This is a genomic window from Desulfatitalea tepidiphila (genome assembly GCF_001293685.1).
GTDB classification, from domain to species: domain Bacteria; phylum Desulfobacterota; class Desulfobacteria; order Desulfobacterales; family Desulfosarcinaceae; genus Desulfatitalea; species Desulfatitalea tepidiphila.
Genome location: NZ_BCAG01000001.1, coordinates 528,779 through 550,140 on the forward strand (window position 1 = coordinate 528,779; position 21,362 = coordinate 550,140).

The 21,362-nt window shown below is 60.5% G+C and carries 17 protein-coding genes and 1 pseudogene; 2 read left to right on the forward strand and 16 right to left on the reverse strand.

Annotation, left to right across the window (positions count from 1 at the left end; all coding sequences use genetic code 11):
* Positions 1 to 149: 149 nt before the first annotated feature.
* The 15 genes and pseudogenes from DFT_RS02335 to DFT_RS02405 all read right to left on the reverse strand — a co-directional run bounded on the left by DFT_RS02335 (position 150) and on the right by DFT_RS02405 (position 18,517).
* Positions 150 to 881, reverse strand: coding sequence for a DotU family type IV/VI secretion system protein (locus DFT_RS02335; protein WP_054029622.1), 732 nt, complete (start codon positions 879 to 881; stop codon positions 150 to 152).
* A 2-nt stretch (positions 882 to 883) separates the two neighbouring features.
* Positions 884 to 2,281, reverse strand: coding sequence for a type VI secretion system baseplate subunit TssK (tssK, locus tag DFT_RS02340; protein ID WP_076750354.1), 1,398 nt, complete (start codon positions 2,279 to 2,281; stop codon positions 884 to 886).
* Positions 2,282 to 2,346: 65 nt separating this feature from the next.
* Positions 2,347 to 3,423: a type VI secretion system baseplate subunit TssG gene (gene tssG, locus DFT_RS02345; RefSeq protein ID WP_054029624.1), complete on the reverse strand. Its 1,077-nt coding sequence runs from the start codon at positions 3,421 to 3,423 to the stop codon at positions 2,347 to 2,349.
* Positions 3,387 to 5,117 (reverse strand): type VI secretion system baseplate subunit TssF, encoded by a 1,731-nt coding sequence (gene tssF / locus DFT_RS02350; RefSeq protein WP_054029625.1) that lies wholly within the window; start codon positions 5,115 to 5,117, stop codon positions 3,387 to 3,389. The genes tssG and tssF overlap by 37 nt, the downstream gene beginning before the upstream one ends.
* 6 nt (positions 5,118 to 5,123) lie before the next feature.
* Positions 5,124 to 5,540 (reverse strand): type VI secretion system baseplate subunit TssE, encoded by a 417-nt coding sequence (gene tssE / locus DFT_RS02355; RefSeq protein WP_054029626.1) that lies wholly within the window; start codon positions 5,538 to 5,540, stop codon positions 5,124 to 5,126.
* Between the two features lie 371 nt (positions 5,541 to 5,911).
* Positions 5,912 to 7,246 (reverse strand): hypothetical protein, encoded by a 1,335-nt coding sequence (locus DFT_RS02360; protein WP_152971836.1) that lies wholly within the window; start codon positions 7,244 to 7,246, stop codon positions 5,912 to 5,914.
* Between the two features lie 612 nt (positions 7,247 to 7,858).
* Entirely contained in the window at positions 7,859 to 9,208 is a 1,350-nt protein-coding gene (locus DFT_RS02365) for a Ni/Fe hydrogenase subunit alpha (protein ID WP_054029628.1), read from the reverse strand.
* A gap of 176 nt (positions 9,209 to 9,384) precedes the next feature.
* Positions 9,385 to 10,311 (reverse strand): NADH-quinone oxidoreductase subunit B family protein, encoded by a 927-nt coding sequence (locus DFT_RS02370; RefSeq protein WP_054029629.1) that lies wholly within the window; start codon positions 10,309 to 10,311, stop codon positions 9,385 to 9,387.
* Between the two features lie 72 nt (positions 10,312 to 10,383).
* Positions 10,384 to 11,502, reverse strand: a complete 1,119-nt coding sequence (locus DFT_RS02375; protein ID WP_054029630.1) for a Coenzyme F420 hydrogenase/dehydrogenase, beta subunit C-terminal domain — start codon at positions 11,500 to 11,502, stop codon at positions 10,384 to 10,386.
* 37 nt (positions 11,503 to 11,539) lie between these two features.
* A complete protein-coding gene (locus tag DFT_RS25670; RefSeq protein WP_152971837.1) occupies positions 11,540 to 11,968 on the reverse strand; it encodes a hydrogenase iron-sulfur subunit in 429 nt (142 codons plus the stop codon).
* Positions 11,969 to 12,022: 54 nt separating this feature from the next.
* On the reverse strand, positions 12,023 to 15,088 hold the full coding sequence (locus tag DFT_RS02385; protein WP_152971858.1) for an FAD-dependent oxidoreductase: 3,066 nt from the start codon (positions 15,086 to 15,088) through the stop codon (positions 12,023 to 12,025).
* A 99-nt stretch (positions 15,089 to 15,187) separates the two neighbouring features.
* Positions 15,188 to 15,328, reverse strand: a pseudogene (locus DFT_RS26670) (helix-turn-helix domain-containing protein); the annotation flags it as partial.
* Positions 15,325 to 15,858, reverse strand: coding sequence for a hydrogenase maturation protease (locus tag DFT_RS02395; RefSeq protein WP_054029631.1), 534 nt, complete (start codon positions 15,856 to 15,858; stop codon positions 15,325 to 15,327). The gene DFT_RS02395 and the pseudogene DFT_RS26670, both read right to left, overlap by 4 nt.
* Positions 15,859 to 16,234: 376 nt before the next feature.
* Positions 16,235 to 18,073, reverse strand: a complete 1,839-nt coding sequence (locus tag DFT_RS02400) for a sigma-54-dependent Fis family transcriptional regulator (RefSeq protein WP_054029632.1) — start codon at positions 18,071 to 18,073, stop codon at positions 16,235 to 16,237.
* A 132-nt stretch (positions 18,074 to 18,205) separates the two neighbouring features.
* Positions 18,206 to 18,517 (reverse strand): hypothetical protein, encoded by a 312-nt coding sequence (locus tag DFT_RS02405; protein WP_054029633.1) that lies wholly within the window; start codon positions 18,515 to 18,517, stop codon positions 18,206 to 18,208.
* Positions 18,518 to 18,797: 280 nt separating this feature from the next.
* Here DFT_RS02405 and DFT_RS02410 point away from each other — a divergent pair, with 280 nt between their 5' ends.
* Together DFT_RS02410 and cls are read left to right on the forward strand one after the other, a co-directional pair.
* Positions 18,798 to 19,040, forward strand: coding sequence for a hypothetical protein (locus DFT_RS02410; protein WP_054029634.1), 243 nt, complete (start codon positions 18,798 to 18,800; stop codon positions 19,038 to 19,040).
* 44 nt (positions 19,041 to 19,084) lie between these two features.
* Positions 19,085 to 20,524 carry a cardiolipin synthase gene (gene cls / locus DFT_RS02415; protein ID WP_054029635.1) on the forward strand — a complete coding sequence of 480 codons (1,440 nt, stop codon included), beginning with the start codon at positions 19,085 to 19,087 and terminating at the stop codon, positions 20,522 to 20,524.
* On the opposite strand, the gene DFT_RS02420 is transcribed toward cls, so the two are convergent.
* On the reverse strand, positions 20,519 to 21,361 hold the full coding sequence (locus DFT_RS02420) for a class I SAM-dependent methyltransferase (protein WP_054029636.1): 843 nt from the start codon (positions 21,359 to 21,361) through the stop codon (positions 20,519 to 20,521). The genes cls and DFT_RS02420 overlap by 6 nt on opposite strands.
* Position 21,362: the final 1 nt, after the last annotated feature.

Genomic DNA, 21,362 nt, shown 5'->3' on the forward strand with positions numbered 1-21,362 from the left:
AACCAATTGGGACGAAAGATTAAAAAAGCAATCCAAATAAAAGTATGAAAGTATGAACGTAACAAAGGAGGAAAGTTGAGATATCCTGTCGATTTTAGCTGTCATGACGCGCTATTCTTTCGTACTTTTATTCCGAAATTCATCTAAAATCACAGCAGTGCCATCCAGTTTCGCACGAATGCGGACAGCACCTTCCAATAGGTCCCATACATGACGGCCGCCAGGAGCAAGGGGCCGCCGAAGAAGACGATGGCCCGGAGCGCCGGCGGCAACCGGTCGGGTTCGGCCGCCGGCAGCGGGGTGCCGTAGGCCTCCGGAAAGACTTTTTCTTCGGAAAGCCGGCTGTCGGTCATGAGGCGTTCCAGGCCGGCGTCGGCCATCCGATCGATGCGGTCACGACCCGGGTCGCCGTCATAGCGGCCCTTGAAGCCGAGGGTCAGGCAGGCCAGGTAGACTTCCAGCAGATCCCGTAGCGCCCCGTTCCGGGAACCTTCCGGCGATCGATGATTCTCATCGGGAGGTTCATCGACAATTGCGTCGGCGGTGTCATGGGCATCGGCGCTGAGCCTTTCAAAACGCTCGTAGAATTCCCAGCCGGCATTGGCCGTGTGAAAGCGCTCTTCCTGCAGCTTGCGCCGCATCCAGGCGTTCCGGCCGGGCCACGACGAGTCCAGAACGGTTTCGTCGGCAAAGGCGCAAACGGCGAACAGGGCGTCTTCAGCCTGATCGGGATGCTCCCGGCGTGCAGCTTCGACGGCCCGGTCCAGGAGCCGGTCCATGTCGGCACGGGCCGTGTCATAAGGCGTGTCCGCCAGGTTCGCTTCGGATGCCAGCATGGCCGCAAAGGCGATGGGCGGCAGAAAGTGGTCGATCAGGGCCATGGTCACCTCGCGAGCAGCGCCAGTTGGGCGTCCAGGTCCTGGGGGGCGTCGCTCCAGTGCATGCAGATGCGGCCGCTTTTCTCCACCCCAGCCCACAGCGGGCTTTCAAGCCCGATGCGCAGGTAGATCGCGCCCTGCATGCGGGGCATGCCCGCCGGCGGGGTTTCGGAAAGAGTCAGGGGGATGCCCGGCAGCGCCCGTACGAGCAGCGACCCCATGCCGGCGGGGTCCGACAGCTTGAGCAGGCGCCTGGCCGCGTCGGCCAAGGCATTGGACGGCACTGATGCCGAATGGAGCACCAGCCAGAAGCTGCCCCCGGAAGTTTTGCCTTCGGCAAGAATCTGGGGCGGAATGTCCGCGGTCCAGTAGGGATCGTCGAAGGCGAAACGGGTCACGAAGCGCGGGCCCGCGGAGATGCCCTCCAGCAGTTGGGCGATCAGGTCGCGGGCCGCGCGGAAGCAGGTCCCCAGCCGGGTGTGGGTGTACTCCGGAACCAGTCGTTTGTCCTGCCAGTCTTCGCCCAGGACGCTGACATTGAGGGAGAAGACCGACAGCTCGGCCACCAATTCGCGAAGCATGCCGTACGCCTCCCAGGGCGACAGGCAGGGCGAGGCCGCCGCGTGGTCCAGGCGCGCGGCAAAGCGCGACAGGGTGCGCAGCCCCATCAGCAGCAGGGTGAAATCGCCGGAGACCGGCTGGCCGGCCGTAAGATTCTTGTACCCCTCCAGCTGTCGGGCCTTGCCCAGCACGCGGTCGCGGATCTCCCTGAATATGGCGTCCAGGGCCGGGACGGCGGCCAGGGTCAGGCAGGGGGGTGCGAATTCGGGATCGCTCGTGATCTTATCGCCCTGGCGCAGCAAACGGGCCACCGGCATCAGTTCCAGGTCGCCGGCCTGGTCCAGTTCGTTTTCCAGCACCAGGTTCAATACATAGGCCATGCGCCGGACCTTGGCCGGCGGGCCGTTGCCGTAAAGATCGGGAATCGCCTCCGGTGTCGATGGAACGGCCATTCGCGTGGGCGCGGCGGCCATCTGCGCTTCGGTTTCGGCTTCGGTGACATTGGCCTGGCCGGGTTTCATGGCGCGCAGGCCCACATAGACCGTCACGGCCCCGTTGACCGGAACGGCGTCCGCGGAAAGCTGCCGGCCTGCGCAGACGGCATTTCCGGGAAAGGCAATGCTTTCCGCACTGGAGGGAAACAGGACCTGGAGCGAGGAGAGTTCCAGCCGGCCGGCGGCCAGGGCACCGTCGTTGAGGGTCACGGATGTCACGCCCCAGAAAAAGGGCGCCATGCCCGCGGTGACGGGTATCAGGGCATCGCCTGATTGACGCTGCAGCATCTGAAAGTGCTGGGGTTGCAGAAAAAGTCCGGGGTGCCAGTAGATCGGGCCGTCACTCATGGTTCGACTCCCATACAACGCGTAAAATTGATTTTCATTTTCTCCCAGGCCCTGCCGGGCGGGCGTCATAGCCGTCCATGATCGGAAAAAACGGCACGGGCCGCCACCTTCGGGTCCGGCGCCAGCCAGGCGTCGCACCCCAGACAGGACCATTGTTCCTCTCCGAGCCGCGCCGATTGGGCCTCTCCGGGGGCCAAGATGAATTCCAGATCGAATATCAATGGCTGGGTGCAGTAAAAACGGACCAACCGGACTAGTTCGTCGAATTCGGGCCGGCCGGGCATATAGCCCTGATACATCCCGGCATTCATGGGGCCGACGCTGATGGCGATCTTGCCCATGGCATCCGTGACCGTGAATCCGAGCCAGGCATTTTGCCCCAGGGCATTGTCTGACCGGCTCAGGCGGCAGCATTGATCTTCGGGGATCACGGCCTCGCGCGGTGTGCATTGCCGGACCGCCACCGGCGCGCCGATGCGGTCGGCCAGCAGGCCACGCAACCCGGCCGCGGATCGAGGAAACTGGGTCAGCAAACCCATAGCGCGCAACAGGGCGCCGGGTTCGTTAAAGACTTTCTCCCGCATCTCCTCGTGGCCCAGCCCGGCCAGGGCAAAGAGGCGCGACACCATCTCCCGGTCGTCCTCTTCGACCACGCGGCGGCTGAGCCGGTAGTATGTGTCGGCCAGGATGAACAGCACGAAAAAGCCATGGTTCAGTATGTCGAGAAAGTCGCGGCCGACACTCTTGTCTTCGCTTTGCTCGCTCAGCAGCTCTTCGGTGTAGTAGGTGGGCAGCGGCGAAGAGGGGCCGTAGAGTCCCAGGAAAGTGGCGGTCAGTTTGAATCGGCGCGGCGCGTTTTCGGCGTCATCCTCCTTCCGGGCAGGCTCCTGGATATCCACCAGGTCATTGGACGGAAACCCCAGGGAGAGATAAGGCCGCACCCGCAGCTGCTCCCGCAGGAACGATTCCCTGTCCTGCGCCCCCGGCGCGGCGCAGGCCTGCTTGAGCAGCCGAACGGCCTGGATGAAGGAGAATTCCTTGGGATTTTTCAGCAGCGCTTCCGGCATGGTGGAGCGTACGCCGGAGCGATGCGGTGTGTCCGGGGCTACAGGAGGACCCGGTCGCCCAGCCGGATGGGCCATGTCCAACGCTCCTTGTGCAAAGTGTCTTCGACGGTCAGCCGCGTATAGGTGTTGATGGCGGCGTAATTGCCCAAAAAAACATCCAGGATCGAGCCGAACAGGTAGAGGTCGCCTTCGCCGGCGAACCCCTGGGGGTCGATCTGGATGTGGATCTCCTGGCCGCGCAGCAAGTGCCCCTGCACGAAGCGGTCCGATGCCTGCACACTCAACTCGCGGATGCCTTCCACCCGTTGGGTGTTGGCCAGGACCGCGGCCCTGTCCCGTGTTTCGGTGAAGATATAGAGCTTGAGCACGGAACGCAGGTTTTCCGCGGTCGCCACGGAGAGATAATTTAAAAAGAGGTGTGACAGTAATCGCCAGAGCAGATTCCGGCCCAAAGGCGGCTGGACCGGCGCGGTAGGCGTCCGGATATTGGAAAACTCGGCCAGTTCCGGCGACGATTCCGTGGACAGGCAGACATCGCCGGGCCGAAGGGTTTCGGGAAGGGAACCGTTGGTGCAGAGCACGTCCAGGGAGAGGGTCTCCGGGCTCGGCTCGGTCGTTCCTCCCGGGTAGGCCACCGAGAGATGCATTTCGGCCTTGCCGTCGAGGGGTGCGAGGCGATGATGCACGGCATAAACCGGCGTGGCCTGCACCTGCGGGTTGAACAGCTCGAAGGGCAGGTATTCGCGTTCGCGCACCGTGCCCTGGACGAACCCGGTGACTTTGTTGACCTCGTAGATTTGGTAGTGGCGGGGATGGGTGCCGCCGGCGCGAACAGCATACTCGGTTTTCTTGTGATCCAGCACGATGGGGTCGGCCTGGTAGGCGAACAGGTTCAGGGCGGGCGCCACAAAGAGCTGAAAATGTTCGGCCCGCATGGGCGGCCGATCGCCGGGAAGATCGCCGAACTCAAATTCGAGGGTGAATTGGGATCCGCTGCCCCGGTTGCGCCACCGGTTCAGCCCGTTGACGTCGAAAAAGAGGAATTTTTCAGGCAGGATGAAGTACTCCTGCAAAATGCGGTAGCCGGGAAACGATCGGGCCGGAAAGGGGATCAGGGCCTCGTTTTCGTCGAAACCGACCGGGGTGACGGCCTGCCGGCCCAGATCGACGTTTTGACCCTGATCCGTGGTCAGCCGGACATCGCGCAATCGGGTGAAGAGCATCCAGTAGCGCCGGGACGCTTCGGTATAGATGCCGGCCAGGTGAAACCGGATGCTGTCCGGTTGGAAGGCGGTCACGTCCATGCCCTCCAGGCGCAGGGTGACGCACAACACCCCGTTGCCACCGCCCGAGGCAGTGAACTGGACGGCGGCTATGGAGAGGGGCGACAGCGCCACATCGGAGCGGGTGGTGAAGGTGCAGCGCGTCCCCTCGGATTCGACCGCATCGATGGCGCTTCCCTTCGGGATAACGAGGGTTTCGCGCAGGCTGCGTTTGGGTGTGAAACGGATCAGGGTGGCCGAGGGGATGGGGCGCAGATAGTGCGGGAAGATGAGCTGGATCAACCCGTGCACGATTTCCGGGAAATCGTTGTCCAGCTTTTCGTAAATCAGCCCGGAGAGAAAGGCGGTGCCTTCGAGCAGCCGCTCAACGTCGGGATCGGTGGATTGGCCGGCGAGCAGGGGGGCCAGGGCCGGATGGGCCTCGGCGAATTCCAGGGCGAGATCGCGCAGATTGGCCAGTTCTCTTTCGTAGTATTTGCCGATCACCTGAAATTACTCCAATACGGTAATGTGGCCGTCGGAAGTGAGGACCGTTTCGAAAACCACCGGTATGTCGCGCGTTTCCCCTCTGACCTTGGCCGACAATTTGAACCCGATCTTGAAAGATTGTTGGGAGAGGGGTTCAAAATCGACCGTCACGTCGGTCAGGCGCGGTTCATAGGTGTTGATGACACGGGTGATGGTATCCGCCATTTCGGGCAGGGCATCCGCGCTGAGTGAACTCGAAACGCTGGTAAAGTCGGGCATGCCGAGGTCCGTCGCGATGAGGGCGCTGCCCTGGCGCGTGTTGAGGATTTTGCCCAGATGATCCAGGACCGATGATATGGCCGCCCGGGGATCGGATTCGCCCCGCCAGTCCGGGTTTCGATCTATCGCCCGCAATCTTTCCAGAAGCCGCTTTTCCCGCATCGCGCCCCGTCATCTCCGGTCGTCTTTAACCTGGAATCGGTACAAATTGTCAGAATCATAGTCTTTTTCTTGAGAAATCACAATCCCTTTCATCTCTCTCCAGCTATTCTATCCGTATGTTAGTGAACTCGCCGGCCCGGGGGAGCAGGTAGCCGATGCCACACGCCAAGCGGTCAAGTGCCGGTAAAATGCACGGCGGGCGGCCCAGAAACTCCCCCGGCCTGCGCCGGGGTCAAACAGTCTGGGCCGCTTGTCCGCCGTTTGCATTCAACCGGCACTATTGACCGCAGGCGTATGTGGCCCTGGCCACCTGCCCCACCCGGGCCTTGCCCTGCATCATTCGCGGGCGGTCAAAGCAACGGATATAAAAATCAGCGGTTCGGACTGCCCTTCAGACGCGCAAGGGTCTCGCTGCGCCGGGGCTCGGCCTGCCACCCGGCCCAGCCCAGTCCGGCGAAGAATTGCTGGAGGCTGCGATCCAGATCCATGAGTCCGCTGTTGCCTTTTTTGTTGAGCTGATCGGCCACCTGCTGTCGGGCGTCGATGATCTTCCGGCGTTCCTGTTCGTAGAAGCGTTCGGCTTCCTCCAGGGCGCGCTTGTTGCGGAACTGGTCGTTGAGTATGCCGGCATCTTTCTGGCCCGCTTCGTACCACCCCAGAAACCCTCTGGGCAGGTCGGCGATACCCGTGATGGTCGAATAGCCGGCAATGCCGGAGACGACATCCGTGGGGATCGAGTTGGACCAGCTGATGTAGTTCTTGATAATCGATTTGAACACGTTGGTGGACAGCAGATGGCGCAGGTCGGCCAGCTGGGTCTGCACCACGGCCAGCGATTCGTTGACGATGGTGTATTTTTCCTTCCACTTGTCCATCATGAATTGCATCTCCAGGCGCTGCAGCACCGCATCGTCGCTGGGCAGTCCTTTGAAGGTGATGCGGGTGTCGTGGCCGCCCGAGCGGATGGACTCCTGAAGATCGGCCACCTCGGCCCGGATGGTGCCGATCTGACTGCGGGCCAGGGCATACTTCCCGGCCATCAGGTTTTGGGAGGCTTCGTTCATGTAGCGGTCCAGGCGTTCCAGGGCGCTGCGCAGTCGAAAGGATTGGTCGCCCGAAGCCAGGATGAAGCGCGAGTCGAACCAGAGATCCGTGGGCAGGTTGACCCAGTAATCGATGATGCCGGGCGGTTGGTTGGGCACCTGCTGGTCCACCCAGCGGTGGGTGGGCGGGGCGTCGTCCCATCCAGGCTCGGTGAGCAGCGCCTTGCAGCCGGTGAGGGTGGTGGTGACCCGGGCCTTGATGCGGCCGTCGGGCTGTAGTGTCCCTTCGATGACGCCGCGGTAGAACATTTGTGTCACCGGCCCGCCGGGATGATGCTTGCTGTAGTTGGCCGGCGGAATGGCTTGCATGACCGAGTTCTGTTCCCCTTTGAGCACGCCGTTACGGAAGGTGCCTTCCATTTGCGTGGTCATCTCGAGCCGGGTGACACCACCGGATTCGACCGCACCCTGGGTGTGGGTTTCCCAGCGGGCGCTGACCCGTTCACCGTCGAAATGGTAGACTACCGCATCCTGCTGATGATTGGCCTGGCGGATGGCCGGAACGACTTCCACCGAGAATCTGCGGGGCAGGTCGAGGGCGTTCGCCGGGGTGCCGGCCGCAATGGCGACGGTCCAGGTCAGCAGCATCCACAAGATTGTCACTATCCGATTCCTGCCTGAAAGCATGAGGTCTCCTTTCGGGGGCCGGTGCATCATCGTATCGTTTCCAATATCGGCAGGTTTTCGAACATGATGACCCCGAATTTTCAAGTTTTTGCTGAAATCGCCCAACTACCGTCGCAGAATTCAACTCACCTATACGGGCATGCTTTCAATAGGTTGTCTGAAAAGAAAATTCCCATCGTAACGTGCAGGGCAGGCGTGGGTGGAGCAGGTGGCCAGGGCCACGTGAGCCTGCGGTCTTAGAGCCAGTTGAATGCAAACGGCGGACAAGCGGCCCAGACTGTTTGAGCGCAGCGAGTTTCTGGGCCGCCCGCCGCGCATTTTACTGGCTCTTGACCGCTTGGCGTGTGGCATCGGCCACCTGCTCCGCCCACGCCGGGTTTAATGAGGCGCATTCAGATATAATCATTGGAAATTGCCGGACAAAAAAAGGCAAGCAGCCGATCCGTGATCGCACGCTTGCCTTTTTCTATTTCTGTGGTGCGGCTTCTGGTATCAGGCCGGCCACTTGCACAGGAGTTTCTTGTTGGCGTCGTAGACGCTGACGGTCATGCCGGCATCGCCATCCAGGCGATGGGTTGCGCAGCTGACTCAAGGGTCGTAGGCGCGCACCGCCATTTCGATCTGGTTGAGGATGCCTTCGTCCACGTGGCCGTTCTTGATCAGGGATCGGGCCGCTTGGTTGACGCTCATGTTCATGGGGCCCAGGTTGTGGGTGGTGCCCACGATCATGTTGGCCTTCACCATGAGCCCGTTTTCGTCGGTGGTGTAATCGTGAATCAGGGTGCCGCGCGGCGCCTCGACGCACCCCACGCCGCGGCCGCCCTTGGGAGTCACCTCGGCGCGCACGTTGGGATCGGTGATCTCGGGGTCCTGCAGGATCTCGATGGCGCGTTCGCAGGCATAGACCTCCTCGATGAGGCGGGCGTAGTGGTACAGCAGGGTGGCCTGGGCCGGCCGGCCGAACAGGCTGCGGAACTCCTCGAGCTCGGCCTGGGCGCGGGGCGTGGCGATATGGTCGCACACGTTGATGCGCGCCAGGGTATTGGAGCGGTAGACGCCCCTGGGTTGCTCCAGGTCCATGGAGAAGCCTTCGTTCCAGAAGCGGGCATAGGGGTATTTGCCGTAGGAGTTGGGCTCCACATGCTCGGCGATGTAGTCGGCGTAATCGGCGGCCGCAAAATCGGTGTAACTGCCGTCGGGTTTCATGATGCGCAGTTTTCCGTCGTACAGATTCAAAGCGCCCGCGTCGTCCACCGTGCCGATGAAACCGGTGGTGATCACGCCCAGGCTCTGGATTGCGTCCATGTATTGCGGAAAGACGCCCTTTTTGGCGAACTCGATGGTGAACAGGGCGAAGTCGAGCACCTCCTGCATCTTGGCCAGCATGTCCTTGCGCTCTTCTTCGAGGATCGGCTTGGCGAATCCGCCGGTGACGCCGGCCACCGGATGGATGGCCTTGCGCGAGAACTTGTCCAGGATCATCTTGGCGAGTTGCCGGGTTTTGACGACCCGTGTGGCCAGTTCGGGGTTGGCCTTGGCGATGCCGATGACGTTGCGCACGGCATAATCGGCCGATGGCCCGATGACGAAATCGGCGGCCGCCAGGAAGAAAAAGTGCAGCAGTTTGTCTTCCGCATGGGCGATGGCTTGCATCAGTTCGCGCAGTTTGCGGCCTGTGGGGCTGGGGGTGACACCGTAGCAGGCATCCACCGCCTTGTTGGAGGCCAGGTGATGCATCCAGGGACAGATGCCGCAGATTCGGCTGACCACGCGCGGCACCTCTTCGGCCGGCATGCCTTCGACGAATTTTTCGAACCCGCGCAGCGACATGTAGCTGAGCTTGGCGTCGGCCACGTTGCCGCTGTCATCCAGGGTGATGCCGATACTGGCATGCCCTTCGATGCGGGTGAGGGGTTGGATCGTTATGGTTCGGGACATATCGTAAGTCTCCTGATCCCCGGCGTGCGGGTGGTTGATAAAAATAATAGAAAAGAAAAAGTTTAAAGTGTTAAGTTTTAAGTGTTAAGTGAAGGTATTCTGTCATTTTGATAGGTTGGTTTGTAGATGCATCTGATCGACAGCATTCCTTCACTTTAAACTTTACACTTTCAACTTTAAACTTTCCTCGACTTCAACAACCCATGTGCCCCGGAAAAGCGCAGCATGGAGAAACTTTCCGGCAGCGAACCGATGTCGATGCCGTTGGAGGCCAGGGCGTTGAGCATGTCGAGCCGTTGGTTGCCGTTGTGCTGCACCGGGCCGTAGCAGCCGCGGCAGGGCACTCGCGCCGATATGCAGCGCGGTATACCGCTCTCGCCGCCGCAACCGGCGCGGGTCACCGGTCCCATGCAGAGAATGCCCTGCTCGAGCAGGCAGCGCATTTGATCCAGCGGTTCATCCGACCCCCCATAGTGAGGGGCTTGGAGAAAGCGCCGCAGCTTCTTGAGCTGGCCCTTGCCCTCCCGGCGGGTGGGGCAGGTGTCGCAGACGCTCTTTCCGGGCAGCACCGGCGTCCGGCCCTCGACCAGGGCCACCAGGGCCGAGAAGACGTGGTCCGGGTGGGGCGGGCATCCGGGCAGGTAGATGTCCACCTTGATTCTTTCGTCCACGGCCAGGCAGCTTTCGAGCAGGGGCGGCAACCCTTCGCTGGGATAGGCATCGGGCGCCTCGGTCGTTTCCGTGTGGTAGTAGCGATCCAGGATCTGCTCCTTGGTATGCGCGTTGGCCAGTGCGGGTATGCCGCCGTGGGTGGCGCAGGTGCCTAAAGCGATGATGGTGCCGCAGCTCTTGCGCATGGCCTCGGCCACTTCCACATGTTCGGTGTTGCGCAGACCGCCGCTGATGATGCCCACATCGGCTTGGGGAATTTCGATGTGCCGTCCGTCTCCCATTTGTCCGAAGTACTTGTGATCCATCAGGGCTGGCAGATGGACGAATTCGGCCACTTCCAATACGTCGAGCAGCCGTTCGCCCATGTCGATGATGGAAATCTCGCATCCCGAACAGGAATTGAGCCATTCGCTTGCGACTTTTACCTTCATGATGAATTCCTTGAATCCGGCTGGGCCGGACGTTTAAAGTTTATGGCGTAGCGTGAACAATTGCCGTGCCGCCTACATGCTGAACGAGGGGGAACCGCTTTTGAGCCCCCGGCGATTCTGGCGGGCCATCTTCTTTTTCTTTGACGACCAGGAACGCACCGTGTTGAGGGCGTCGGTGATGTAGCTGGGGTTGTCCGCATACTTGAACTCCTCGATCATTCCGGCGCCCTTGGCATCGGCCAGTGCGGCCCGGCCCACTGGGCTGCGGGCGAGGACCGTGGTCCAGCCTTCGGCCGCGCCGATGCCGCCGAAAGAGATATCGGCCAACTCGGCCGCGTAGTCGCTGCAATACTGGCAGGCATACCGGCGGATGGCGTAAAGCTGTTCCAAGTCGATCGTGATCTTCTTCCCGGATGCCAGGTGCAGCATCAAGGCTTCCTTGATATTGACCTTGCGGACCTCGTCCCAGGAGAAGCCGCCGATCTTGGCCAGTTTTTCCCGCTCGGCCGGGCCGAAGACAAAGTTGCCCGAACAAAAGAGGCCGAAACAGAACTTGATGGCATCCGACGGCAACAGCTCCAGGGCCTGCATGCGCCGCACAGAGTTGATCTGGCAGGGGGTGCCGACCAGCGCAACGCGCTTCAATCCCTTTTTCACCATGGGGTCGAACTCTTCGATGCTGGCATAGGTCATGTATTGGTCGCTGAACTGCTTCATTCCGTGGGAGGTGTCGAAGAAAAATCCTGCAGCGGCGATGATTTCTTCCCGCGTTGTGGCCAGGAAGGGAGAGCGTTGAAACGGGCCGGTCTGGTGGGTGACGATGGCGCCGTCGATGCGGCCCCGGTCGAACAGGTGCAGCAACAGGGCGGTGACCACGCCGCCGTCGGTGGCGTTGGCCAGAATCGATGCATCGGTTGAACGCGCTACCGCCGTTTCGATGATGCGGCCCATGGGCTGGCTCCAGTTGGCCCGCCGTTTGGTCTCCTCCTCGAGTTCGTCGATTTCCGGGCAGATGGTGTAACACAGGCCGCACTCGATGCATTTTTCGATATCATCGTAGCCGGGCTTGCCCTCCTCGTCGATCTTGAGGGCGCCGTAGTTGACCGCGGTGCAGAAGGTGACGCAGCCGCCGCAACGGTGGCAAAGCCCGGGCTTCTGAACCTCTTGAATCAAGTGAAAGAATGTTTTCATTTGTCTACCTCGCTCGATGTCCTTGAAGGTCGGGGCGCTAATTGGCGACTTCCGCCTGGGTCACCCGGTTGGGGCCGAGGGCCCGGATTCGTTCGGTAAAACCGGTCACCACCTCGGCGAATCGGGGCGCTTCGGCCGAGGAGACCCATTCGATGGCAAAGCGATCCGGGTCGATACCGGCATCTTCAAGGATGATGCGAATGACTTGGGCGCGGGCCAGGGCTTTGTGATTACCGTCCAGGTAATGGCATTCACCCAGGTGTCAGCCCATGACGATCACGCCGTCAGCCCCGCGCTGGAATGCTTCGATCACCAGGTCGGGGTGCACCATGCCCGAGCACATGACCCGCACGGCGCGCATGTTGGGCGGATATTGCAGGCGCGAGACGCCGGCCAGGTCCCCACCGGCATAGGCGCACCAGTTGCACAGAAATCCAAGGATGACAGGCTCATACGATGTTTGCATGTTGGCTCCTTCTTGTTGGAACGGCCCAATGGCCGTCCCATCCGTTGTTTCACGCTATGCCGCCAGGGCCGCGGCCATCTGGGCGCGCAATTGATCCAGGGTAAACCCATTGACTTCGACCCCGCCCTTGGGGCAGGTGGCGGCACACAGGCCGCAACCTTTGCAAAGGGCCGGATCGGTAACGATGCGCTTGGTTTTACGGCCGTCGCCGTTCTCGGTTTCCACCAGGCGGATGGCCCGATAGGGACAGACGTCCACGCAGAGGGCGCAGCCGTCGCACTTATCGGTCACAGCCGATTTGATGGCATCCAGTTTCATCTCGCGCTGGGCCAGGATCACGCAGGCCCGTGAAACGGCGGCCTGGGCCTGGGCCAGGCTCTCCTCGATGGGTTGAGGATAATTGGCCATGCCGCACACAAACAGGCCGTCCACCGCCATGTCCACCGGCCGCAGTTTGGGATGGGCTTCGTTGAGGAAGCCGTCCGCATTGACGCCGCACTTGAACAGCGCGGTGAGCTCCTGGGTGGGATTGGCCTCGATGGCCGTCGCCAGCACCAGGTGTTCGACCTGCAGGTTCAGGGGCATCTGCAGGATCGGATCGCTGCAGGCGACCGACAGGCCCTGCGGATCGGCGCTCACCCGGGGTTTGGCATCCAGGCTGTAGCGGATGAACAGCACCCCCAGCTCGCGCGCCTTCTGGTACAGGGTTTCGCGTTTGCCATAGGCGCGGATGTCCCGGTAAAGGACATAGATGTTCATCCGGGGGTTGAGGGTCTTGAGGCGGATGGCGCTGCGCATGGTGTGGGTGCAGCAGATGCGGGAACAATAGGGCCGCCGGCTGTCCCGCGATCCCACGCATTGAATGAACGCCATGCTGTGAACCCCCTTGAATTGATCGGGATTCTGCATCAAACGATCGTCCAGCTCGAGATGGGTCAGCACTCGCGGGTCCTGGCCGCAGAGGTATTCGTCCGTGCGGCTCTCGGATGCGCCGGTGGCCAGCACGGCGGCGCCGTAGGTGACCGCCCGCGTTTCGCCGTTGACTTCGATCTCGCTGACAAAGCTGCCCACCGATCCGACGGCGGTTTTCAGGCGGGCGTTGGTCAGGACCTTGATGCGTTCGTGGCGCTGTACCTGTTGAATCAGCCCTTCCAGCCAGGGACGGACCGGTTCGTCTTTGGCCGTGCCGGTCACGTGCCAGGCATTGCCGCCCAGGCGGTCGCCGCGTTCGAGCAGGACCGTGGGGTATCCCTGTTCGGCCAGACCCAGGGCCGCCGTCAAGCCGGCCACCCCGCCGCCGATCACCAGTGCCTTCTGCACCACCTGGATGGATAGGTTTTTCAACGGGTCGATCAAACCGGCCTTGGCCACCGCCATGCGGACCTGGTCCTTGGCCTTGGCCGTGGCCCGTTCCGGTTCGCGCTGGTGCACCCACGAGTTCTGGTTGCGGATGTTGGCCATTTCGATCAGGTAGCCGTTGAGACCGGCCTCCTTGAGGGTGTCCTGGAACAGCGCCTCGTGGGTGCGCGGCGTACAGGCGGCGACCACGATGCGGTTGAGGCGGTGTTCACGGATGCGCGCGGCGATGATGTCCTGGGTGTCGGCCGAACAGGTGAACAGGTTGTTTTCCACCAGGGTGACATGGGGCAGGCCCTTGGCATATTCGGCCACGGCCTTGACATCGACGACGCCGGCGATATTGATCCCGCACGAACAGACGAAGACGCCGATGCGCGGCGCCTGGTCATGAATATCGATCTCCGGCGGATAGGTTTTCTGACGGGTCAGGGTGCCGCGGGCGTCATGCAATGCTTCGGCCGCCGCGGCCGCCGCGGCCGAAGCCTGGGTGACCGAACGTGGAATCGCCTTGGGCGCCTGGAAGGCGCCGGTTACGAACACACCCGGCCGGCTGCTTTGAACCGGTGAAAGATTCGATGAGAACGCGAAGCCGAACTGATCCAGATCGATGCCCACCGTGGTGGCCAGTTCCCGGCTGCCCTTGGCCGGCTCCAGGCCCACCGACAGGACGCACAGGTCGAATGCTTCGTCAAGGGTTTCGCCGCTCTCGGTCACATAGCGCAGACGAACGCCGCTGCCGGACGGGCCCGGATCGATGGTGTGGGGGCGGCTGCGGATGAACCGGATACCGCTGGCCTTGGCATTTTCGTAATAGCGCTCGAACTCTTTGCCAGGGCTGCGCATGTCCATGAAGAAGACCGCCTGCTCGACCGGCTCGCCGTGGGCGTGCTCGGCCGTGATCAGCATCTGTTTGATGGCGTACATGCAGCAGACGCTTGAACAGTAGCCGTTGTCGCAGCGATTGGTGTTGCGCGAGCCCACGCACTGGATCCAGGCCACCTTTTTGGGCGGGGTCTCGTCCGAAGGGCGCACCACATGGCCCATGCAGGGGCCGCCGGCCGAGAGGAGCCGCTCGTATTGGATGCTCGTCACCACGTCGGCGATGCGGCCGTATCCATAAAAGTCCCAGCCCGTAGGGTCGAAGGGCTTGAAGCCGGGGGCCAGGATGACCGAGCCGACCTGAAGCTCGACCAGCTCTTCCTTGTCATCGAAATTGATGGCGCCGGTGGGGCAGAATTTTTCGCAGGCGCGGCATTTGCCCCGGGTCAGATAGATGCAGGCTTCGGGATCGATGGCGTATTTCAGGGGCACGGCCTGTCCATAGGGAATGAAGGCGGCCTTGCGCTTGTCCAGCCCCATATTGAATTCGTTGGGTACCTTCTTCGGACATTTTTCCGCGCACAGGCCACAGGCGATGCACTTATCCATCTGGATGTAGCGGGGATGTTTCTTGACGGTAACGGTGAAATTGCCGGCTTCGCCGTCGAAACCGACCACTTCGGACAAGGTGTGGAGCGTGATATTCAAGTGCCGACCGCACTCGACCAACTTGGGCGAAATAATTCACATGGCGCAGTCGTTGGTCGGATAGGTCTTGTCCAACTGGGCCATCACGCCGCCGATGGCAGGGCTGCGCTCGATCAGGTGGACCGCGTAGCCCGAGTTGGCCAGATCGAGGCTGGCCTGGATGCCGGCAATGCCGCCGCCGACCACCATGACGGCGCCGATGGGCGCCTTGCTTTTCAGGGGGGTGCGCAACATCGAGACGGGCCGGGACACCGCCGTTTCAGCGGCAGGCTTTTCCGACGGCAGGATTTTTTCCATCGTCTCCGCCGGGATACCGACCGCCTTGCAGAAGCGCTCGAACTCCGCCGCTTCAACGAGATAGCGTTTGCCGACCGTGGGGGTCGCCTTGAGTTGGCCTCTTTTGATCCAGTTGGTGACAGTGTTGCGATGCACGCCCAGTAACTGGGCCAGTTGGCCGACACGAATATCAATCATTGGGTTTCTCCTTCTTGGATCGGTTCTGCCGAAACGGTTTGGGTGACGATCGCCATGATCCGGCGGCACATCTCCGGCACGGCCGCTGCCACGGCCGGTGAAAGACCCGGCCGGATCTCGGGGGGCAGTTCGGTGGGGTGCACCACCAGAACACGCACCTCGATGTCCGTGCCCTCCTGAATCTCTTTGAGCATGTTGGTCGTGGGGAACTGGTGCAGGGAAAAATCGCAGATTTTCGCCGGATGAATCTGGGATATATCGATTTCAGAAAGTTGCCCCGGCACCCCGCCTTCAATGTCCATGGCATCCACGATCACAATCTGTCTTGGCTTTTTGGGGGAAAGGAGGATATCAAACAGCATGTCGCGGATGGTGGTTCCGATATCGAGGCAAGCCACGTGCCGGGGCAACTGGTGGTGGGCACACAGGTGTTCGATCACCCGGGGCCCGAATCCATCGTCTCCGAACAGGGGATTGCCGCATCCGAATACCAGGCAGGGTTGGGTCAGGTGATCACCGAATTCGAACATAGCCTTAGTCCTGTTGTGCAAAGTTTGCAATGCATAAAAAGTTGAACGCCTCATTTAGCGGGCGTTATAGTCCAATTTCCATGCCAGAATTCATTTATTTGACTAATATATTGAAAATAAAAGTTAAAGAAAAAATCGGCGCAGTTTTAAGACTATTCAACGGTGGGGTACACATGCCCCGGTACTCTTTTCATAACAAATAAATTAATAATAAAATAAAGTACAAGCAGGAATTGGGAAATTAGTGCAGAAAAATGGGGAGTGATTGCCCTATTGTATCAAGGGAAGCGAATTTCGCTTTGACGGCACCGCCAAGCCTTTCAAGACCCGTAAAAATTCACAGCGGGATGGCATAGGCCAATCGACCGGGTGGACGCTAACCCAATCCATATCGCTTCATTTTTGAAAACAAGGTCTTTCGATCCACTCCGAGTTGATCCGCCACTTTGCCGCGGTGCCACTGGTTCGCTTCCAAAGCCTGGGCGATGAGTCGCCGTTCGTGGTCGGCGACCATGGTTTTCAGGTCCTTGATCTGACCTGACCCCGGGCGTTCCTCGCGCGCCGGCCGGGTGATGATATGGGCCGGCGGGCTGGCGCTCAACTCGATCACCTGCAGCGCGCAGTACCGGATGATCACGTTCTGGAGTTCTCGGATGTTGCCCGGCCAGTCGTGGTTGACGAGTTTGGCGAGCATGCGGTCGGTCAGGGGGGGCGGTTTTTGTTTGCCGCCGTAGATGGTCAGGAAATGGTCGATGAGCAGCGGCAGGTCCTCTTTGCGCGATTTGAGCGGCGGCAGATGAATGGGCAGGATGTGGATGCGGTAATAGAAATCTTCCCGCATCATGCCGCTGGTGATGCGTTCGCGCAGATCGCGGTTGGTGGCCGCGATGATGCGGATGTTGGATTGTTTGACCTGGCTGCTGCCCACCGGGGTGAACCCGGCCCCCTCGATGACCCGCAACAGTTTGATCTGCATGTGGAGGCTGATTTCACCGATTTCGTCGAGGAATACGGTGCCGCCGTCGGCAAAATCGATATAGCCGCCCCGATCGCTGTCCGCGCCCGAGAAGGCGCCTTTTTTATATCCGAAGAATTCGCTTTCGATCAGATTTTCTGGGATGGCGCCGCAGTGCACCGGGACAAAGCGGTGGTTGCGGCGATCGCTCATCTCGTGGATCGCTTGGGCGACCAACTCCTTGCCCGTGCCCGGTTCGCCGTAGATGATGACTGTGGCATCCGTGGCGGCGGCGCTGAGGATCTGTTCATACACCCGCTGCATGGCCGGGCTCTGTCCGACGATGTTGCCGAATTTGTGCCGCTGGCTGATGCGGCTGCGCAAGAAAATGTTCTCCTTGCGGGTTTCGATTTCGGCGGCCCGAAGGGCGGCTTCGGCCCGTTTGGCGGGGGTGATGTCCGTGACCATGGCGAGGAGCGAGACCGTTCCATCCACGTGGTGAATCGGGCTGTTGGTGCTCTGGTACCAGCGCCGGTCCTTGGGGTTGATCATTTCGAAACGAACGGTTTGTCCTTTTTGGACCTGATCCTGCACGCAAAACGGGCAGGGGGTGTCGCGGCGGTGGACGGCCCGGTAGCATATCTCGCCCACGGCATCCTGTCCGACCCGCCGCCGGGCCTGGGGGTTGAGGTAGGTGAGCCGATAGTCGGCGCTGCACACATAGAGAAATCCTTCGAAGCCCTCGACGATGGCCTGGAACAGGGCCTGGCCCTCTTTCATCTGCCGGCGGGCTTCTTTCAACTGGCTCAGGTCCACCAGAGAGCCGATGCTGCGCTGTGTGTCGGGTATCAGGTCGAGTTTCAGGTAAGCCTCTTTGACGATTCCCTGGCGGTCGATGACACGGCATTCCGATTCGGTGGGGACGTTTTGGCCCTGGCGCCGTTCATCATGGTATCGGATCAGGCGAGGCCGATCGTCGGGGTGGATGAAATCCGTCCATTTCATCCGCCCCTCGATCTCTTTCTTGGTGTAGCCGGTGAGTCGTTCGAACGCTGGATTGACCATCGAGATGGTCATGTCCGCCTCTTTGACGAACGTGCCGGCGCCGCTGTTGTCGAAGACCGTATGATAGCGCGTTTCGCTCGCCAAAAGGGCTGTGCGCTCCTTTTCATATTGCCGTACCCGCTGCTCCAGCATCGTGATACTGGCATGCAACCCGACGATTTCGGTGACGAGCTGTTCTCTGGTTTTCTTTTCCATGCGTAAGCCTGCCCTGATGGTTGGATCGTATTTAACCACAAAATCGGGCTTCGGCCAATACGCATGTGGCAGGGCCTGGTGCTGCGAGGGGTGTTGCGCATCCCGGCGAATGGGAACCGAAAAAAGACCGGTTTAGGGCAATTGGGAAGGGGAAGTGATTTCGCATTCGCCGTCGGGGCAAAAAAGGTTGAGCCATAATTTCTGGCTGACTCTCGGATCTTCGCAGTAAATCGGAATTTCGATGCGTTCCTCCTCGGTGAAGCATCTGTCGTCCGGGCAGAAGAGTTCCAACCAGACCCCCCTGTCCTTGCAGGATGCCTCGAAGGCCTTTTCCTTGTCGGTCAACGTGCCGCGTTGTTCTTCCGACAGCACCTGTGCGCGGCTGATAAAAACCCTCTTGCGGGTTTCGGAATTGGATGTACCACTCTTTTTTTCTTCGACCATGGGCCACCTCCTGTTTTTGAATGGTCACCGGAAGTCCCAGTTCATATTCAGTTCAAAAAATGTATCGGTGCTGTACTGTTGTCAAGTAACGCCGGGATGCGAACCGGTTTTATCGATCTCCTGCGCATGGGGCACCGCGGGATAAATTGGGGGGTGCGGCATCGTGGCCACGGACCAGCGGAAGAGTTTCTTTTGACACCGCGAGGATTATGTGCTTCACGTTTTTCATGTGAGGTCAACCGGCCTCTTTTACAAGCAATTTCGAAAAGGAGGGCAGGCGATGGATACCCTGTCGATCAATAAAGGTGCTGTGTTGATGGCGATGGGCATGCTGATGATCTTCGCGCTGGTGATGTTCACGGGCGCGACCCACACGAACGGCGATCAAATCGGACGATACCGCATGCAGGTCATCACCCGCAACAACTTCACGGACATTTTTATCATCGATACCACCACCGGGGTCGTCAAGTATGTGGGAAAAGATGAAGGCAAACCCTTCGAAGCGATTCAGGGCAAATGACGATAGCGTGTGAGGTCCATTTTTTCGCCTGATGACGGAGAGCCATGTTCGGGGATGTGTCCATCTTTTCCGTGATGACGGTTGTCATCCTGGTTTTCGAAATAGCGGGTTTGTGCGCGGCGGTGCATGCCATCGCCACGGCGCGCACGTCCCAGAGCGCCATCGCCTGGGCCATCGCACTGGTGACCTTCCCCTGGATCACCCTGATTCTCTATGCCATTTTGGGCCGCAACAAGTTCAATGGATACGTGACGTTGCGCCACGCCAAGAGCGGCGCCACCGCGCATTTGTCGGATCGGCTCTTTCAGGAGGCGTCCCAGAAGGATGTCATCCCCGCCGAACTGACGGCGAGCCAGGAGACCCTGGTCCGATTGGCCCAGACACCGGTCACGCGCTATAACCAGTGCCGCCTTTTGTCCGACGGCGGCCGTGCGTTCGCACGTATTTTTGCCAGCATCGACCATGCGGCGGCGTTTGTCCTGGTCCAGTTCTACATCGTTCGCGACGATCGACTCGGACGCGATCTCAAGACCCGCCTCATCGACAAGGCCCGTTCGGGCGTCAAGGTTTACTTCCTTTATGACGAAATCGGCAGCTACGATCTGCCCCAGAACTATCTGATCGAATTGCGCCGAGCCGGTGTGGCCGTCTCGGCCTTTCACTCCACCCGCGGCAAGGCCAACCGTTTTCAGCTCAATTTTCGCAACCATCGCAAAATCGTGATCGTCGACGGCGTCGTCGGATATGTGGGCGGCAACAATGTGGGAGACGAATATGTATCGGCCCAAGGCAAATGGGGCGCCTGGCGCGATACGCATGTCGAGGTGCACGGCCCCGCCATACTGGCGCTTCAATTCGCCTTTGCGGAAGATTGGTGCTGGGCCACCGGCGCCATGCCCGAACTCAACTGGCAGGTGCAACCGACCGACGGCGGAAACCAGGAGGTGCTGGTGCTGCCGTCGGGACCGGCCGATCAACTGGAAACCTGCGGCTTGATGTTCGTCCGCGCCATCAACGATGCCAGATGGCGGCTATGGATGGCCACACCCTATTTCATTCCGGACGAGAAGGTGCTGGCAGCCCTGAAACTGGCCGCGTTAAGGGGGGTGGACATTCGCATCATCTTGCCGGAGAGGCCCGACCACCGGATGATGCACCTGGCCTCTTTCGCCTACTACGAAAAGCTGCTGCCGCTGGGCATCCGGATCTATCGCTACACCCAGGGTTTCATGCACCAGAAGGTGTTTGTGGTGGATGACACCTATGCCGCCATCGGCACCGCCAATCTGGACAATCGGTCGTTCCGCCTCAATTTCGAAGTGACCCTGATCAATTTCCATCCTGCGTTCGTCGGCGAGGTCGAGGAGATGTTGATGGCCGACATCGTACACAGTCGCATGGTGACGATGCGGGCGTTCGAGCGCCGATCGGTTTTTTTCAAGTTTGCCGTCAAGGCGGTGAGTCTGCTCGAGCCCATTTTATGACCTGCGCCAGACCCCATAGACCACCCGTATCCGGTTTTCTGCCAGGTTTCGGGCCGTGTTTCTGGCCTTTTCGGCGGTGGTGCGGCCGATCACCAGGTTGAGTGCGACAGGGGGCGGCGCATCCTTGGGCCGCTTTCCCATGCGGTCGACCACGTTCTGGAACCACCGGGCGCACTCGGAACTCATCTCCTGCCAATGGGTTTGTTCAAAACCCGCACCGGTGATCTGTTCGATCAGTTCCTCTTCCGCGAGGAGAAAATTGATGGACGGGTCGCTGGCCCACTGCACAGGGTAGTAAACCGGTGTTTCGCTTCCGCTGAGAACTTCGTAAAAGGCCAGTCGTCCGCCGGGACGCAGCACCCGGCGAATCTCGGCGAAGAGCCGCGCCTTGTCTTCGATGTTCATGAAGGTGTGCTGTGACCAGACGAGGTCGAAACTGTCCGTGTCAAACGGCATATCGAGCATATTGGCCGTGCGGAAGGTGACCTGCTGGGCCAATCCAACCATTTGGGTCAGCATGTCGGCGGCTTCAATGTATTCGGGCATCACATCGATGCCGGTCACCCGACATCCGAACTCGGCCGCCAGGCGCCTGGCCGGGCCGCCCAAACCACACCCCAGGTCGAGCACGGCGTCATCAGGGACCAGGCCGGCCAGCCGGGCCAATTCGCGGGTGGCGTCCCGGCCGCGCATATGGAATTCGTCCAGGGCGGCCGTGTCTTCATGGGAGTTGATTTGCTTCCCGGCGGCTTTCAGCGCATCGGAGATAATGACGCTCAGGTTGGGCCGCTGGTAATGCTGTTTGAGGGATTGCTCGTAGTCGTGTTTCTTTTCCATG

Bases quoted from the DNA above. Each gene is read 5' to 3' on its own strand.
- DFT_RS02420 (WP_054029636.1), bottom strand. From the start codon at position 21,361: ATGGAAAAGAAACACGACTACGAGCAATCCCTCAAACAGCATTACCAG.
- DFT_RS02375 (WP_054029630.1), bottom strand. From the start codon at position 11,502: ATGAAAACATTCTTTCACTTGATTCAAGAGGTTCAGAAGCCCGGGCTT.
- tssE (WP_054029626.1), bottom strand. From the start codon at position 5,540: ATGCGGGAAAAGCGGCTTCTGGAAAGATTGCGGGCGATAGATCGAAAC.
- DFT_RS02395 (WP_054029631.1), bottom strand. From the start codon at position 15,858: ATGTTCGAATTCGGTGATCACCTGACCCAACCCTGCCTGGTATTCGGA.
- DFT_RS02365 (WP_054029628.1), bottom strand. From the start codon at position 9,208: ATGTCCCGAACCATAACGATCCAACCCCTCACCCGCATCGAAGGGCAT.
- cls (WP_054029635.1), top strand. From the start codon at position 19,085: ATGTTCGGGGATGTGTCCATCTTTTCCGTGATGACGGTTGTCATCCTG.
- DFT_RS02400 (WP_054029632.1), bottom strand. From the start codon at position 18,073: ATGGAAAAGAAAACCAGAGAACAGCTCGTCACCGAAATCGTCGGGTTG.
- DFT_RS02405 (WP_054029633.1), bottom strand. From the start codon at position 18,517: ATGGTCGAAGAAAAAAAGAGTGGTACATCCAATTCCGAAACCCGCAAG.
- tssG (WP_054029624.1), bottom strand. From the start codon at position 3,423: ATGGCCCATCCGGCTGGGCGACCGGGTCCTCCTGTAGCCCCGGACACA.
- DFT_RS02410 (WP_054029634.1), top strand. From the start codon at position 18,798: ATGGATACCCTGTCGATCAATAAAGGTGCTGTGTTGATGGCGATGGGC.
- DFT_RS02335 (WP_054029622.1), bottom strand. From the start codon at position 881: ATGGCCCTGATCGACCACTTTCTGCCGCCCATCGCCTTTGCGGCCATG.
- DFT_RS02370 (WP_054029629.1), bottom strand. From the start codon at position 10,311: ATGAAGGTAAAAGTCGCAAGCGAATGGCTCAATTCCTGTTCGGGATGC.
- tssK (WP_076750354.1), bottom strand. From the start codon at position 2,281: ATGAGTGACGGCCCGATCTACTGGCACCCCGGACTTTTTCTGCAACCC.